Source organism: Nostoc sp. DedQUE05, assembly GCF_034530955.1.
Lineage (GTDB): Bacteria > Cyanobacteriota > Cyanobacteriia > Cyanobacteriales > Nostocaceae > Nostoc.
The window spans coordinates 169078-185592 of the sequence record NZ_JAVRCB010000005.1 but is presented as its reverse complement, the minus strand read 5'-3'; the positions used below and the strand labels follow the sequence as shown (position 1 = coordinate 185592).

At 43.3% G+C, this 16515-nt stretch carries 9 protein-coding genes; 5 read left to right on the top strand and 4 right to left on the bottom strand.

Annotation, left to right across the window (positions count from 1 at the left end):
* Positions 1–96: 96 nt before the first annotated feature.
* Complete coding sequence (locus RMZ42_RS05830; RefSeq protein ID WP_322669217.1) at positions 97–975, top strand: manganese catalase family protein; 879 nt, start codon at positions 97–99, stop codon at positions 973–975.
* A 410-nt stretch (positions 976–1385) separates the two neighbouring features.
* Here the strand turns inward: RMZ42_RS05830 and RMZ42_RS05825 are convergent, their stop codons facing one another.
* Positions 1386–2615 carry a DUF4336 domain-containing protein gene (locus RMZ42_RS05825; protein ID WP_322670504.1) on the bottom strand — a complete coding sequence of 410 codons (1230 nt, stop codon included), beginning with the start codon at positions 2613–2615 and terminating at the stop codon, positions 1386–1388.
* A 445-nt stretch (positions 2616–3060) separates the two neighbouring features.
* Here RMZ42_RS05825 and RMZ42_RS05820 point away from each other — a divergent pair, with 445 nt between their 5' ends.
* Positions 3061–3450 (top strand): hypothetical protein, encoded by a 390-nt coding sequence (locus RMZ42_RS05820; RefSeq protein ID WP_322670503.1) that lies wholly within the window; start codon positions 3061–3063, stop codon positions 3448–3450.
* A 170-nt stretch (positions 3451–3620) separates the two neighbouring features.
* Here the strand turns inward: RMZ42_RS05820 and ptsP are convergent, their stop codons facing one another.
* The 3 genes from ptsP to RMZ42_RS05805 all read right to left on the bottom strand — a co-directional run bounded on the left by ptsP (position 3621) and on the right by RMZ42_RS05805 (position 11869).
* Positions 3621–6134: a phosphoenolpyruvate--protein phosphotransferase gene (gene ptsP / locus RMZ42_RS05815; RefSeq protein WP_322670502.1), complete on the bottom strand. Its 2514-nt coding sequence runs from the start codon at positions 6132–6134 to the stop codon at positions 3621–3623.
* A 61-nt stretch (positions 6135–6195) separates the two neighbouring features.
* Positions 6196–7392 (bottom strand): hypothetical protein, encoded by a 1197-nt coding sequence (locus RMZ42_RS05810; protein ID WP_322670501.1) that lies wholly within the window; start codon positions 7390–7392, stop codon positions 6196–6198.
* 349 nt (positions 7393–7741) lie between these two features.
* On the bottom strand, positions 7742–11869 hold the full coding sequence (locus RMZ42_RS05805) for a calcium-binding protein (RefSeq protein ID WP_322670500.1): 4128 nt from the start codon (positions 11867–11869) through the stop codon (positions 7742–7744).
* 1108 nt (positions 11870–12977) lie between these two features.
* Between RMZ42_RS05805 and RMZ42_RS05800 the strand changes: the two genes are divergently transcribed.
* The 3 genes from RMZ42_RS05800 to RMZ42_RS05790 all read left to right on the top strand — a co-directional run bounded on the left by RMZ42_RS05800 (position 12978) and on the right by RMZ42_RS05790 (position 16454).
* Entirely contained in the window at positions 12978–13436 is a 459-nt protein-coding gene (locus RMZ42_RS05800; RefSeq protein ID WP_322670499.1) for a M67 family metallopeptidase, read from the top strand.
* A 273-nt stretch (positions 13437–13709) separates the two neighbouring features.
* The gene (moeB, locus tag RMZ42_RS05795) at positions 13710–14882 is read left to right on the top strand and encodes a molybdopterin-synthase adenylyltransferase MoeB (protein ID WP_322670498.1); all 1173 of its coding nucleotides are present in this window, start codon (positions 13710–13712) and stop codon (positions 14880–14882) included.
* A gap of 372 nt (positions 14883–15254) precedes the next feature.
* Positions 15255–16454: an MFS transporter gene (locus tag RMZ42_RS05790; protein ID WP_322670497.1), complete on the top strand. Its 1200-nt coding sequence runs from the start codon at positions 15255–15257 to the stop codon at positions 16452–16454.
* The last annotated feature ends 61 nt before the right edge of the window (positions 16455–16515 follow it).

Below are 16515 nucleotides of genomic sequence, written 5' to 3'. Positions count from 1 at the left end.
TAGTTTCCTAGATAAGGAGAGGCTACGCAAAATCGGATAAAAGTTTGGCAACTGTTTGATTTTGTGTCAGCATCTGCAATTAACAGAGGAATTCAAATGTTTTATCACAATAAGAAACTCCAGTATTTTAAGCCGCCAGAAAAACCAGATGCGGTTTATGCAATGAAAATTCAAGAACTCATCGGCGGTACTTTTGGTGAAATGACCGTGATGATGCAGTATCTGTTTCAGGGCTGGAACTGTCGAGGCCCTGCCAAGTACCGGGATATGCTGCTAGATGTTGGGACTGAGGAAATCGGTCACATTGAGATGCTGGCAACGATGATTGCCCATCTTCTAGATAAAGCGCCGCTCAAAATGCAAGAAGAAAGTGTCAAAGATGCGGTTGTGGGTGCTGTCATGGGCGGTAGTAACCCACGGGATGTAATTATGGCGGCGGCGATGAACCCCCAACACGCCATTGTCTCTGGTTTAGGTGCAACACCATCTGATAGCGTCGGCTATCCTTGGAATGGTCGTTTTATTGTCTCCAGTGGCAACTTGTTGGCAGATTTCCGGTCTAATCTCCACGCTGAAAGTCAGGGACGTTTGCAAGCAGTACGACTGTATGAAATGACGGACGATCCAGGGGTGAAAGATACCTTGAGCTTTATGATCGCTCGTGATACGATGCATCAAAACTTGTGGCTAGCAACCATTGAAGATTTAGAAAGTTCTGGACTGGAAACCACTCCGGTTCCCAGTTCCTTCCCGTTGGAATTGGAGAAACGCGAGTTTTCTTATCAGTTCTGGAATCACTCAGAAGGCACAGAAAGCGCCGAAGGTCGTTGGGCAAAAGGCCCCTCAATGGATGGCAAAGGCGAATTCGAGTATGTGGAAAATCCCCAACCACTAGGCCCAGAACCGCAACCTCCTGTGCCCGATCCACGACTGCATGGTACCTCGAAAATGCCACTGGCACAAGGCGACCTTTAAAGCGCACCCCCTTTGATTGACCGTATAACAAATATCGGTGGCTAATCATATTTCCAGCAATACCATTCTACAAAACACCTGATACAGATATATAGCTTTGGTAGCACAGCTAGCTGTGTTACCTGCATCCAAAGGAGAACGCTGTATTGCAATATGATTCAGTTAACGTGAGTTCGACAAGCCCTTTTTTGACCTCTCCCCCAACCCCTCTTGGACACCCAGAGGGGAGCCAAAACCCTAATTTATCGTTGCTCCTCCCTTTCCCCGTGGGAGAGGGAGGTTGGGAGGGAGAGGTTTATCGAACTCACGTTCAGTTAAGGATAATTGGTCTTTCAAGACGCGATAAATCGCGTCTCTACATCATCAGGGTTTTGGGTTTATCTGAACTGTATTGCGCTATATCGTCTCTCCTACACTTTCTCCTTGGCTGCTGGCACAATGCCAAACTTATTTAAACCTGCATCGATTTCCCTAAGTGTTTTAAAATCTTCTTCTGGTAAAGGATAGCTGCTACTGCCGATCAAATCTCCACTGACAGTAGGCTGCTTTTCTAAAAAAGAGAAAGCTTGGCGAAACTGATGCGGTTTAGCTTTAATTGGTGAATCAAAGTGGCAGGGAATTATCCACTCGAAGTCCCAACTTATAACTTTATTAGCCCAGTCAATGGTTTCTTGTGGTGCGCGATTGAGAATCAACGTTTGTAAAATTGGTGCGACAAATAAACGCCCATCACCTCGCAGGGCATCAAACGATCGCTGCCAATCTGACTGCCATTTAAAGGGATACAATCCAAAATAAGCTTTTCTTGAGCGTTCTGGAGCTTTCAAGGCATCTTGCAATACATGATTCCATTGGCGTATATCTAATGTGCTTGGTTGAAAGTACAAAGCAAACAGACAGATGCGCTGCCAACCCTTACGGCGATTTGCCTGACTATCTGCAACAATATCAGAAGCATAATCCTTGGCATGGAATAATAAAGGATATGGATCTAAGAGAACGATCGCGGGTGGATCTTCTGGAATCGAAAGTACAGAATCCGTGACTAAAAGAGTATGCGATCGCTTGTGGAAAAAAGCAACTTCTGCAAACCTTCCAGGGCCAAGACCAATGGGGCCTAGCATTGCATAATCAAACTCGTCAGCAAAGGGGGTTTTGCAACTATCTTCTGGAAGTACTTGAGTTCGTTTTGGGGGTAAGCCAAGCCAGCTAAGGGGAAGATTTAGCGGGAAACTCCACTGATGGGGAGCCACAAACACCTGTGCAGTCGGAAAGTATCTGGCGAAGGGGCCAACAAAAACTTTGTGTTCTATACCAGAGATAGTTGGCAGAATGATGTACTTAATGTCGCCATATTTCACCACCAACTCATTCACAAGTCTTATGCACTCTAGCGTTGGTGCAACAGGCGCATAGACCAGAAGTCCCCCGGTTTCCAACTTCACAACAGTCATCCGAATCGGGACAACAACGTAGAAAATGCCTTGAATCTGGTCAAAATTCCAGATTGTGTCCTTAAGTACTTCTTGACGAATTGTCTGCCGCCTACCGTAGGGGTAGAGTGGCACAACAGGCCATAATCCCCAGGAAAAATCCTTTGGATAAATATGTTGTGTATTGACTATGCGTTCATCAGCCACTCTGCAACCCCCTCCAAATTCGCAATACTCAAATTGTTTTTATTTGCTCTCCACGAAGTTGGAGTTTAGCAAATAGTTGAGATAATAATACCAATTTGTAATTCGTACTACTCCTCAAAGGCAAGAAGCAAGCTACGTAAGTAGTAATTCGTAATTAAGAGGGGTTAGATTTCATCTGGATTTTCAATTTTGAATCTGTAGGTCTTTTTGTAAATGGTATAACCTAGCTCAATACTTGTTGGGTTTTGGGGAAAAGGGTAAAGGGGAAAGAAAAAACCTTTACCCTTTTCCCTTTAACCTTTCCCCCTGCTCCCCTACTGGCTATTTGTATCAACCTGAAAGTGAAATAGTATTACCAAAGGGAGATGCCAAGGCACTGAGATTCTTTTTATGCGTCTCATAAAGAATTGGTATCAGTCCTAAAAACAATTAATTGGAGAATAACGTGAAAATAGCGATTATTGCTAAAACATTAATTACATCTATAGGTTTATTAACTTTGCTTGCCCCAAGTCAAGCATCGGCTCAACTGATACCGCAACCTTGGGTTTCAGTCGGTGGAAAAGATGGTGATATAACTTATGCTGTCGGAGCTAGAGCTTTGAATTTCGGGGTTGAAGTCGGAACTGGCGCTGATGGTGCTACGGGAGTAGATGTTTTAAAATTTATCAATTTGCCTGTAATTTCACCTTATGTAGGAATTGGACTTTATTCAGAGGATAAAGGTGTTGCCGTTTCAGGTGGCGTTCAGGTAGGTGCTACTAATAACGTTTTTGTTGGTGCTGGTTACAATTCTGTTCGTGGCTTTAACGGGCAACTGGGAATTAGATTTTAACTAATTCGTAATTCGTAATTCGTAATTCGTAATGACGTTCGCGGACTCGCTAACATCATTATTGGCGAAATACTCATGCGTAATTGTATTTATTGGTGGTCTTGAATTAGTAGGGTATTTAGACTCTAGGTAATTCAATTACGAATTAAGAATTACGAATTACGAATTAATTATGCAGGGGGAGTAATTGAAGCTGAGATTAGTTCTCTAACATGCTGTGCGGAATCTTGTTGTAATGCTGATGCCGCGATCGCTTCACTCTCAACTATACTCAACCGAGCGATCGCCTGCTTCACTCCAGGTATACTTTGGGGATTTACGCTCAATTCATCCAGCCCTAAACCTAATAAAATTGGTGTTGCTAAAGTATCTGCTGCCAATTCTCCACATAATCCTACCGAAATCCCCGCCGCATGGGCAGCTTGGACAGTTTGCTGCACCATTCGCAATACAGCTGGATGTAGTGCATCAACCAAATTTGCCACGTTTGGATTAGTGCGATCGCTAGCCATGACGTACTGACTCAGATCGTTAGTTCCGATACTAAAGAAGTCTACTTCCGCAGCTAATCGATCGGCGATCGCTACTGCTGAGGGAACCTCTACCATAATTCCTACTTTGATCGCGGCATCAAATGCGATACCAGCTTGATTTAATTCAGTTTGCACTTCGCCCAAAATTACCTTAGCTGCACGTACTTCAGTTACAGTAGCAATCATCGGCAACATGATTTTAATTTGGTGTCCGACACTAGCTCTCAAAATTGCCCGTAACTGAGTTTTGAAGAGTTCTGGACGATCTAAACAGAAACGAATTCCCCGCCAACCCAAAAAAGGGTTAGCTTCTGGCAACCCTACTTTAATATAGGGAAGTGGCTTATCACCACCGACATCTAAAGTACGAATAATTAGCGGCCGATTATCTAAAACTTGGGCGATCGCCTGATACACTAATAATTGTTCTTCTTCAGTCGGGGCGCTGGTTCGGTCTAAATACAAAAACTCAGTGCGGAGTAGTCCCACACCTTCTGCACCGCTAGCCACAGCAACTTGCACATCATTTATACTACCAATATTGGCGAAGACGCTAACTTGCCGACCATCACGAGTAATCGCTGGCTGATGTGCCGTAGCTCGTGCTTCCTGTTGGGCAGTTTGCCAAGCTGATTGCTTTGCTGCCAGTAAATCCAAGATGTCTGATTCTGGTTCTACCCAAGCTCTGCCACTTTCACCATCAAGTGCCATCAGTGTACCATCAGCCAGGTGCAACACTTGGGCATCCACTCCCAAAACTGCCGGAATACCCAACGTCCGGGCGATAATGGCACTGTGGGAAGTTGCACTACCAGAAGTAGTACAAATACCCAACACCTTTGTCGGATCTAGTCCCGCCGTATCTGAAGGAGTTAAATCAGTCGTCACCAAAATCGCTGGTGACTCAAGATGCAAGTTAGCCGCAGCATTCCCAGCGAGTAATCGCAGTACTCTTCGCCCGACATCTACAACATCGTCAACTCGCTCTTGCAGGTAAGAATCCTCAAGTGCGCGGTAGGAAGTCGCTACTTCATCGACTACAGTTTGCCAAGCGGCTTCAGCATTTATATGGTTGTCTAAAATACGCTGATGAGCCGCTTCTAACAGTACTGGATCTTCTAAAAATAGTAATTGGGCATCAAAGATGGCGGCTTCAGCATCACCAATTTGCAGAGATGCTTGGGAGAAAACTGCTTGAATTTCTTGTCGGGCAGTGTTAATCGCTGCCTGTAATCGTTGCCACTCTGCATCAGGATCGTTTACGTGGTATTCCGTAATTGCGATGTGAGTGGGTTGATAACGAACAACAGGTGCGATCGCTACTCCTGGAGAAGCTGCAATCCCTGAAAGTTCGCCGGAAGTTGTTGGTGTAACTTCATGGTGTGCTGGTGGAGAATTCAAGGCAACATTATCTTCACCAAAGTTATTGGCGAATAATCCCTGTAATGCAGCCAGCGCCTCATCTGCATCAGAACCAGTGGCAGTAATCAGCAGTTCGTGTCCTTGACGCACCCCTAAAGTTGTGACTTGGTTAATACTGTCACCCCTGACTAGCTCAGTATTTCTCGTTAAATTCCTTACCAGAATTTGAGATTGAAACCGGGCTGCGGTTGCCACAAACTGGGCGGCGGGGCGGGCGTGTAATCCTAAGCGATTGCTCACAATCAGCCGAATTTCTCGCGTTGGCGATTCTATATTGGTTGTTATTGCGCTGACAACAGACAATGGCTTACTAACTACACCCAATTGAGTTGCTTTGGCGAGGAGTGCACCGCGTGCTTCCACCATAACTTGGTGAATATCTCTACCAGCTGCCGCCGCCACTACAGCAGCGATCGCGCCTTCTACTAGAGGTGCTTCACACAAATATACTTTCTGCTGCTGTGCTTCTGGCAAAAACTCGATTGCCATTTCCGCACTCAGCAAAGCACTACCCAAATCCATTAACACCAAGACACCATCATCAGAAAAAACAGAAGCGATCGCCTCATAAACCTGAATCGGATCTGTACCCAATGGATTTTCAGAATCTTCAATACCTGCTGCAACAGCAATGGGAACTTGGCCTTGAACCATCTGCGCGGCGAGTTCCCGCACACCCAAAGCTAGTTGTTTACTGTGAGAAACGATAACAATTGCGATCGCGGCCACACCGTCAACCTTGTTGAGAGGTTTGCGTTTAGCTAGTTATCCATTTCATTTTCCCATTCCGCTACAATTGCAACTGCCCGAAAATATTCCGGTCTTTCCAGCTAGAAATACGAATAAAATAGCCTTCTTTTACGGAAATACGTGGTTTCCACTCATAAACTCCATCGCTAGCAGTACGGGAAGAAATGTTTTGGATAAGTTTGTTCCCATCGTACAACTTAATCGAGACATCGCCATCAAAATTATCCCGCCACAATATTAAAAAAGGTTGATCCTTCTTTGGAAGCACTTTACCAACTGGTTGAGCGATCGAGATTTTTGGCGCAATCTGATTTGTGCTTTTCTTACGGAATCCCAGATAATGAGGTAAATGTCGGAAAGTAGGATTTTCTTGCAGATTAGACAGTTGGGGAACAATAATGTTTCCTTTTTGGGAATTGAACAAATAAGTCGATCTGCCACCATCAACGGTAATAATATCGCCTTTGACTCCTAATTTACGTAATAAATCGGCTGCCTCATCCAGAGTTGCTTGGTTCACCGTCATAATCAACAAAAGCTCGTCACCTTTAACACCATCTTTGCTCAAAGTACCGATAACTTGATACTTATTCGCTTGGTTTTGGGCTAATACTTTCGCCGGATGATCGCTATATCGGTAAGTGACAATCGCATTCTTCACTGCTTTTTGGTTAACAGGCGCACCGCTAGCTTGGTTGTAATCGGTAATATATGCCTGCTTATCATCCCAGACTAAGGTTTTGAGGCGAATATTACGATAATATTTATCTTTTGGTTCCTTGATTGGGCCATAAGGGCTAGTGCCACCAGTGATGACTACACCATTAAGTTTAATCGGAAAGGATAATTGAGTACTAGATTGGTATTGCTCAAAAAAAGAACAATTAATCGTCGAAAAAACGTTGTTTGCGTAAAGTTTTTTATATTCGTCTGCAACATCAGAAAACAATTTATTTTGGAAAAAAGGGCTGTAATATTCACCTTCCCCTTGATAATATTTTCCTTCATTTAGACCCATATTATCTACCTCTCCGATAATTTGGTCTATGTGCATTTTACGAAGATTAATAACTTGTAAATAGGCTTCGTTACCATTCGTTAATTGTTTTTTATATAAAGCTGCTCCGTCTACAGCTTGGAGAGGCTGATAAGAAGATAAAGGGTTGAAAGTTTGGGCAATCCAAAAGCTACTCAGAATCGGCAGCAAAAAAAGCAGTAAATTGATTAGAGCATTCATCGTCTCGCGATCGCAATTCCACAATAAGTTGTTGTTACTACTTTAAGGCTAATGAGTTTTGATGCCTGCGCCCTGCAATACAAGGGACAGGCTTTTCAGCCCATCCCACAAAACTAACAAAATCATCCCGCAAATATGCAACGGCGGCGATTAAAATTAAAAACGCAGACATAATCAAATTTAGCCAATAACATCTGCAAACCATCCAGACTCATATCGAAAGTTGAGAAATAAAACTCAACATCTACTCTTTGTTAACAGTAATTGCATTGAGCACTATCGTTTGCAAGGTGCTTACAAAAGCACCTCGCAACCCCTGTCACTTAACGATTAGAGAATTTAATAACGATTAAACAAGCACAAAATTCTTTTCGGCTAATGACAGTCCAGCAGATAGTTGGGCAAATTTTACTTGAGTAAACTCAGCCGCACTGCCGTCCTGGTCAAAGTACAGTCCACCTGTAGAATTATCATAAATAAATCGTTGATTGCTTGTCGTTGCAGATGTTCCGATGGTGAACTGAGCATCCGAGAGTGAACCTATTAATAACCCGCCACCAAAACCATTAGCATATACTTCAATCAGTTCATTAGTAGCGTTGAAGTCATAAATAGTGTCAACACCCCCATTGTAATTATAGAAACCAAAGGTATCAGTCCCATCCCCTCCAATTAGGCTGTCATTACCGTCTCCACCTCGGAGGATATCATTGCCATTGCTGCCAACAATATTGTCATCATAGCTGGTACCTGAGATATGTAATTGTTCGATATTGTTGTAGTTAACTCGATACAAGCCTACCGTAATTGAGCCAGTGTTAGTAGTAGCATTGAATGTCGAAGTGATTCCTCCAGCAGTATAGTTGTAAAGGGTGAACAACGAATCATCACCATTACCCCCATCTACCGTTTGAGTCACTAAATCAGACAGGTCAGGATCTAGGGAGTTAATGATTAGATTGAAGGAATCATTGCCATCGCCCCCAGACAGAAGGTTATCACCTGTTGAACTGCTAAAGCTCAACTTGTCGTCACCAGCGCCTCCTTCTAGCGTGTTATTACCAGACGGGCGAGAGTCGGAGTAGTCGTTGGAGTTGTAGCTGTCATAGCCACCAGAGATATCAAGCTCATCATTGCCATCACCCCCAGAAAGCAGGTTATCGCCTTTTGAACCACCAGCGCTCAAGCGATCGTCACCAGCACCTCCGTTGAGAGTGTTATTGCCTAATGAGCGAGAGTCCGAAGAGTCTGTGGGATTATTCTCGTTGTAGCCGCCAAAAATGGTAAGAGAATCATTACCATCGCCCCCAGAAAGCAGGTTATCACCTTTTAAACCACCAGCACTCAAGATGTCGTTACCTGCACCTCCGTTGAGAGTGTTATTGCCTAATGAGCGAGAGTCGGAGATGTAGCCGTAGTTATTCCTGTAGCTGCCAGAAATGTCAAGAGAATCATTGCCATCGCCCCCAGAGAGCAGGTTATCACCTTTTGAACCGCTAGCACTCAACGTGTCGTTACCTGCACCTCCGTTGAGAGTGTTATTGCCTAATGAGCGAGAGTCGAATTTGTCGATTGTGCCACTGAATGTGTCGCTGAATATCCTGCCAGAGATATCAAGAGAATCATTACCATCGTCCCCAAAGAGCAGGTTATCGCCTGTTGAATTGATAGCACTCAAGGTATCGTCACCAGTACCTCCGTCAAGGGTGTTATTTCCCGCACCACCTCTGAGCAGGTCATTACCGCTCAACCCGTCGATGATGTCGTCACCCCCCTGACCATTGATGACATCATTAGAGTTGTCAAAACCCGTAATGTTGTTATCCAGGTCATTAAGGAAGGTAACAGTGTTCCTGTTGAACACAGTAGTTTGAGTGGAATCAGCATCAAACACATCAAAACTGTCGCTGATGCTGGTTTGTCCATTAAACAGGATATTGCCAATAGCTGGTCGTGAAGAAGTTGTTGGTAGATTATCCAGGTTTTCTAACTTAAAGTTTTGTAGAATAACTTTCCTGTCATTATTAAAACCTTCAAAGGTAATTTCTAAGTTGTTACCATTTTGAGTTAATTGCAGATTTTCAGCAGTAAAACCTATAAATTGCAAAGTGTCTAAGGAGGCAATTACGGTTGCTGAGGGATTTGAACCTTTACCTATGCCACCGAAATCGGTGATAATATCAATGTTAGTGCCGTCATAGGAGCTATCGCTCAAGCTATAAACAAATTTATCATTGCCCGTGCCACCAGTTAGGGTGTCCTTCCCACTCTCACCTGCCAAGATATCATTACCTGCACCGCCAATAATCGTATCTTTGCCATAGCTCCCAAAGAGCGTATCGTTACCATCGTTCCCCACAATAAAATCATCGAACTGTGTACCTGAGATATTTAATCGTTCGATGTTCTTGTAGTTAACTTGATTTGTGCCCGCCGTAATTACTCCCTTGTTTGTAGCAGCATTGAATGTCGTTGCGATCCCCTTTGTAATATTGACATTGGAGATGTAATCAACGGACAATACATCGTCACCCGCTCCCCCATCGATTGTATCTTTGCCAGTATTGCCTGTTGAAAGCGTATCGTTGCCACTATTGCCAACAATATTGTCGTCGAAAGCTGTACCTGAGATATTTAATCGTTCGATATTCTTGTAATTAACCTGATTTGTGCCCGCCGTAATTACTCCCTTGTTTGTAGTGGCATTGAATGTTGTTGCGATCGCCCCTGTAGGATTGCTGTACCTGTAATCAACGGACAATAGATCCTCACCTGCTCCCCCATCGATTGTATCTTTGCCATCATATCCCCCAGAGAGCGTATCGTTCGCACTGCTTCCTACAATATTGTCGTCGTAAGCTGTACCTAAGATATTCAATCGTTCGATATTCTTGTAATTAACCTGATATGTGCCTGCCGTAATTTCTACATTGTTTGTAGTGGCATTGAATGTCGTTGAAATACCCGCTGTAGCGAAACTGTAATCAACGGATAAAAAATCGTCACCTGCTCCCCCATCTATCGTTTGAATTGCTAAATCAGAGAGGGGAGTATCTGAGGATTTGGTACTTAGATAGAAGGAATCATTGCCATCGCCCCCAGAGAACAAGTTATTGCCTGTTGAATAATTAGCAGTCAATGTATCGTCACCCGCGCCACCGTTGAGGATGTTATTGCCTGAAGAAAGGTAATAAAATTCTCGACCGCTATAGTTGATAATATCGCCAGATATCGAGAGGGAATCATTACCATCACCCCCAGACAGTAAGTTATTGCCTGTTGAAATGCCAGCATTCAAGGTATCGTTACCAGCACCACCGTTGAGGGTGTTATTGCCTGATGCCTTAAAATTAGGGTCTCCTCTATAAGTTGTAATTCCAGAGGTGGAGAGAGAATCATTGCCATCGCCTCCAGCAAGTAAGTTATTCCCTGATGGAGACTGAGCATTCAAGGTATCGTCACCAGCACCTCCTTCTAGGGTGTTATTACCTGAGGAGGGGTAATAAATGTTAGGGCTGAAGCTGCTATAAGCATTAGAAGTGGAAAGAGAATCATTACCTTCGCTCCCAAAAAGTAAGTTATTCCCGGATGTTGCCCCAGCATCCAAGGTATCATCACCAACGCCACCCTTGAGGGTGTTAGCGCCTGTTGAAAATTCAACATCTAAGCGATCGTTTCCAGTACCACCAATGAGGGAGTCATTGCCCGCACCACCCACGAGGGAGTGATTACCTGTGGAAGAGTCATTACCCGTACCGCCTATGAGAATATCATTCCCCGCACTACCAATGAGGGAGTCATTGCCCGCACCACCTCTGAGTGTGTCGTTGCCACTTAAGCCGTCAATGAGGTCATCCCCGCCCTGACCATTGATGACATCATCTGAGTTATCAAAGCCGCTAACATTATTCTTCAGGTCATTAAGAAAAGTGACTGTGTTCTTATTGAAGATAGTGCTTTGGGTGGAGTTGGCATTGAACACATCAAAGCTATCTGTGGTGCTAGTTTGTGTATTAAATAAGATATTGCCCAAGTCTACAGTGGCCCCTGTAGATTTGCTCAAGTTTTCCAGGTTTTCCAGGGCAAAGTTTTGCAGGATAACTGAGTTATCAATAAACCTCAAATAAGCATCCCCTGCAAAGCTGATTTCCAAATTGTTGCCTTTTTGGGTCAATAACAAATTTTGGGCAGTGGTGCCATCGCCCTCGAATGCTAGGGTATCCACTTCGGCAATGACTGCTGCTGTCGGGTTTGTTCCTTTACCTACACCACCAAAATCGGTGACGATCGCAATATTGTTGTTGTTGTTATAGTAGTAGTAGAAGACGAATTTATCATTGCCGCCTCCACTAGTCAAGGTGTCGTTGCCACCGTTCGGATATATAGTATCGTTGCCTGCTTTAGCGTTAATCGTATCCGCCTCATCATAACTACCCTGTAGGGTCTCATTACCGTTGGTTCCAATGATATTTGCCATAACTTTTACCTTTCTAAATCGTTTTTTTCAGTAACTTCAGTTATCAATTTGTAGATTGTGCTGTTTAAGGGCGCAAAAATTCACCGAAATCTACATAATTTATACGTCACCCTTCAATAACAGTAAATTTCTGAAAAATTTCCCCAATTTCAAGGTTTTTACGTATACTTCTTTGACCTCAAACTATTTAAGTCTTAAGCACTGTACAAATTAATTAGCGTGTGAATTTGCAAGATCTGGTCATTTCAGGTTTTTATCATCCTTTTTGAGTAAAAATTACTCTTTTAAGTACCAAAAAATTCAGCTTCAATACCTAAAATTCTTTCTTCATATTTATTTTTTGCCAGCGCCTAAGTTTTACTAGAAGATAAAAATAATCAACAATTGACTCTTAATCGGGAAAAGATTTTGATGCCTTCCTTGTAGGCTGTTATCCGTGGGCATCTAGCTTGAAAATACAGAACATCTCAAGAACCTCAAAAGAACTACACAGTCAATATCATACTTAGATGTTTCTACTTAAATACTCATCTTTGCATACTCTTCACATTACTTGCTGAAAAATATATACACAAGTATTGAGCTTTGTATATTCTTTATATTCTTCTGTGTCTAGGCAATAAGAAAGTAGAACCTAGTAGGTAAATATTTTAACAAGTAATAAAAAATACATATATTTATTTTTGAAGGCTGCGATCGCCTGTGGTTTTTGCTAGCTACGTCTTGGTTAACTTATACTACGATGAGAGCGATCGCCTGCCAATATATATCCGTGCAAGAATCGCTATGGGTTATAAAAATTATCAACGCAGATATAAACAAACTTAACCAAGAATCCTGCAAATCATTCGCACTCATGCCGAAAGTTAAGGAACCAAACCCAACATTTACTCTCTGTTAGCACTAATTGCATTGAACAATTGAATGGGGGGTTGTTTATAAGTACCTCCCATTTCATGCCTGGAGCGCTAATTAAGATTAGACAACCACAAATAAGAAAGCATAATTCAGTAGGTAAATATTTTGATGGTTTTTACTAGGCTACGCGTGTCAATGTATTGTATTTAAGCAAGAATTGTTAAAAGTTGCTAAAATCACAAACGCAGACATGATTCAACTTAGCCAAGAACACTTGCAAATCATCCGCACCCATGCCGAAAGCACCTACCCAGATGAGTGCTGTGGTATAATTTTGGGCTATCTGGCTAGTGAGGGCAAAACTGTGGTAGAAGTCATGCCAACAGAAAATGCTTGGAATACAGAAGCGGCGGCTGAATTTCCAGGGGAAGGCACAACAGAAAGTAAAAGACGGCAATATACGATCGCACCCGAAGTTATGCTAAAAACACAAAGGGAAGCACGCGATCGCTCACTGAACATTATCGGCATTTTTCATTCTCATCCAGATCATCCTGCTATACCCTCAGAATGCGATCGCCTATACGCTTGGCAGGGATACTCGTATATAATAGTTTCCGTCCAAAACGGCAAAGCTGGAGAACTACAAAGCTGGAGCCTTGATGATACTCATCAGTTTCAAATAGAGGCAATTGAAAATATAAAATAACCGACTTAGTTTAAAGACAGTCACTCATCGCGGTTTTCGCCGCTATCACAGATGAAAATTCGTCTTTCCCACTCCTATCTCCATATAATATCATGTCCGCCAAATTACCCATAATAAAAGAACCCCAACCCCTCCCGAAAAGCGGGGAGGGGAGACAAAGCACAGCTTTGGCGGGGTGTGGTTCTTCGGGTTTAATAAGCAATCAAGCGGACATGATATAAGATCCAGTTTTTCGATAGGATTAATATTCCGCTTTCCCACATCATAACTGCTATGCTCAATCCCAATCTGGACGAAATCCAGTTGACCAAAGACGATTACGAACGCTACTCCCGACACCTGATTTTACCGGAAGTAGGACTAGAGGGGCAGAAGCGCCTGAAAGCCGCTAGTGTAATGTGTATCGGTACAGGTGGACTCGGTTCACCACTACTTTTATATTTGGCGGCGGCGGGTATTGGACGCATCGGAATTGTCGATTTTGATATTGTCGATACTTCTAATCTGCAACGCCAAGTAATTCACGGGACATCCTGGGTGGGTAAACCTAAAATTGAATCGGCAAAAAACCGGATTCACGAGATTAACCCCTATTGTCAGGTTGATTTATACGAAACTCGTCTGACTTCCGAAAACGCCTTGGAACTGATTCAACCTTACGATATCGTCGTGGATGGTACTGATAACTTCCCCACCAGATATCTAGTTAACGACGCCTGCGTATTGCTGAATAAGCCCAACGTCTACGGTTCAATTTTACGCTTTGAAGGGCAAGCTACTGTATTTAATTACGAAGGTGGCCCGAATTATCGTGACCTTTTCCCAGAACCACCACCACCAGGAATGGTTCCTTCTTGTGCAGAAGGTGGCGTTTTGGGAATTTTGCCAGGAATTATTGGTTTAATCCAGGCAACCGAAGCTGTTAAAATCATTCTGGGACAAGGCAACACTCTTAGCGGACGATTGCTGCTATACAACGCCTTGGATATGAAATTTCGGGAGTTAAAGCTGCGTCCGAACCCGATTCGCCCAGTGATTGAAAAGCTGATAGACTACGAAGAATTCTGCGGGATTCCACAAGCTAAGGCAGAGGAGGCAAAACAGCAGATGGAAAGTCAAGAAATGACCGTCAAGGATTTGAAAGAGTTGCTGGATAGCGGTGCAAAGGATTTTGTACTGTTGGATGTCCGCAACCCCCATGAGTACGACATTGCCAAGATTCCGGGTTCAGTGTTGGTGCCCTTACCAGACATTGAAAATGGGAATGGCGTTGCTAAGGTGAAGGAAATATTGAACGGCCACCGCTTAATTGCTCATTGTAAGATGGGCGGGCGATCGGCAAAAGCTCTCGCCATCCTCAAGGAATCCGGCATTGTCGGGACAAATGTTAAAGGCGGAATTACCGCTTGGAGTCGAGAAATCGATCCTTCAGTTCCAGAGTATTAACAAAGAGAGGCAGGAGGCACAAGGAAGGGTTAAAGGGGAAGGGTGAAAGGGGAAAGGAGAATATCTGTCCTTTTCCCTTTAACCTTTTCCCTTTCCCCCTCTTCTTCTGCCGTGAGCAGAGCGAGTTTGCAGTTTAAATCCCCACTTCCCATCTCCTGATGACCTTTTTGGAATTAAAAATTAAAAGTTAAAAATTAAAAATTTTTCTATTTTTAATTAATTAATTTTGGTACAGAGCTAACAATGATAGATAGCGTAGTGTTAGCGAGTCCACGTACTCCTGCAAAGAAGCAAGCTAGGCGCAGCGTCTCGTAGAGAGCGTCTTGAAATTTTTAATTAATAATTTTTAATTTTTAATTGGAGCGAAGCGACTTGACTACCTCGAAATCTCATCTGAATATTTTATGGGTGCAAGTTTGGGTGTTGGCAGCTGTGCAGGGAGCAATTACCCTCTCGTGGTTAATTTATAATATCTATTTACCGCAACTTTTGACTCAGTTTAGTTTTCCTGCTTCACTGGCAGTTGGTTTGGTGCTAGTCGAAAATGCTTTGGGTGCGGTGCTGGAACCAGTGATGGGTGGACTTTCAGACCAAGCTAGACGCTGGGTAGGAACTCGGTTTCCTTTTATCTCAGTAGGTATGATTCTGGCATCGGCTTTGTTTATTGCTATACCATGCGTTGTAAGTTTGATCCCGCCTACTACCGTGATGCGATCGCTCTTACCTATAGTATTGGTAGCTTGGGCATTGGCAATGACAATATTTCGTTCTCCAGTTATGTGCCTATTGGGGATGTATTCAAAACCAGCCCAGTTACCTTTAACAGCAAGTTTTGTCACTTTAACAGGCGGTGTGATTGGAGCTTTTAAACCAATAAGCTACAAGTTTATTCTGAGTTTAGGCCCAGTTTATACTTTTGCGATCGGTTCTTTTGTGATGCTGGGGGCGGCAGCCGTGTTTCGCTTAGTCAATCCCCCAGAAGTACCAGTAGATAGACACCAAGCAGAAACAGTAAAGTTGCCCTTAGAGAAATTGGCGTTGATTTTAGGAACTGGTTTTGGTGTCGCCTGGGGTATCCGATTTCTCATGGATGTCTTGGGTAAAGTACTCAAGACCCAACTGAATACTGATAATATTGATATGCAAATGGTTTGGATTGGAATAGCGATCGCAATTGCCAGCATACCAGCAGGAATTTTTGCCGTTAAAATTGGTAATAGTCAAGCAATGCTTTGTGGGATCTGTGCAATCATCCCTTCGTTATTGATAATGATATCTCTGGGCGCACAAATTCCACTAATTGTGTTGATCGTTGCGAGCTTTAGTTTAATTGTCAACGGGGCAATTCCTTTTGCTTTAGGGCAAGTACCCCAGCGATGGGCGGGATTAGGAATTGGGATGTATTTTGGTGGGTTTGCTTTAGCGATGAGTTTGTTTGGCGTTATATTTCCCCAACTGCAAGTAATAACACCTTTTTTTGGTGCTGTTGGGGGTGGATTAGCATTTTTGTTAGCTGGTATTTGTATTGCGATAAGTGGCATTTCTGAAACGCAAAGGAACGCAGAGGTTTAACGCAAAGGTACGCAAAGTTATTCTCTGCGTACCTCTGTTTAGGAATTACGTTAGCGTAGCA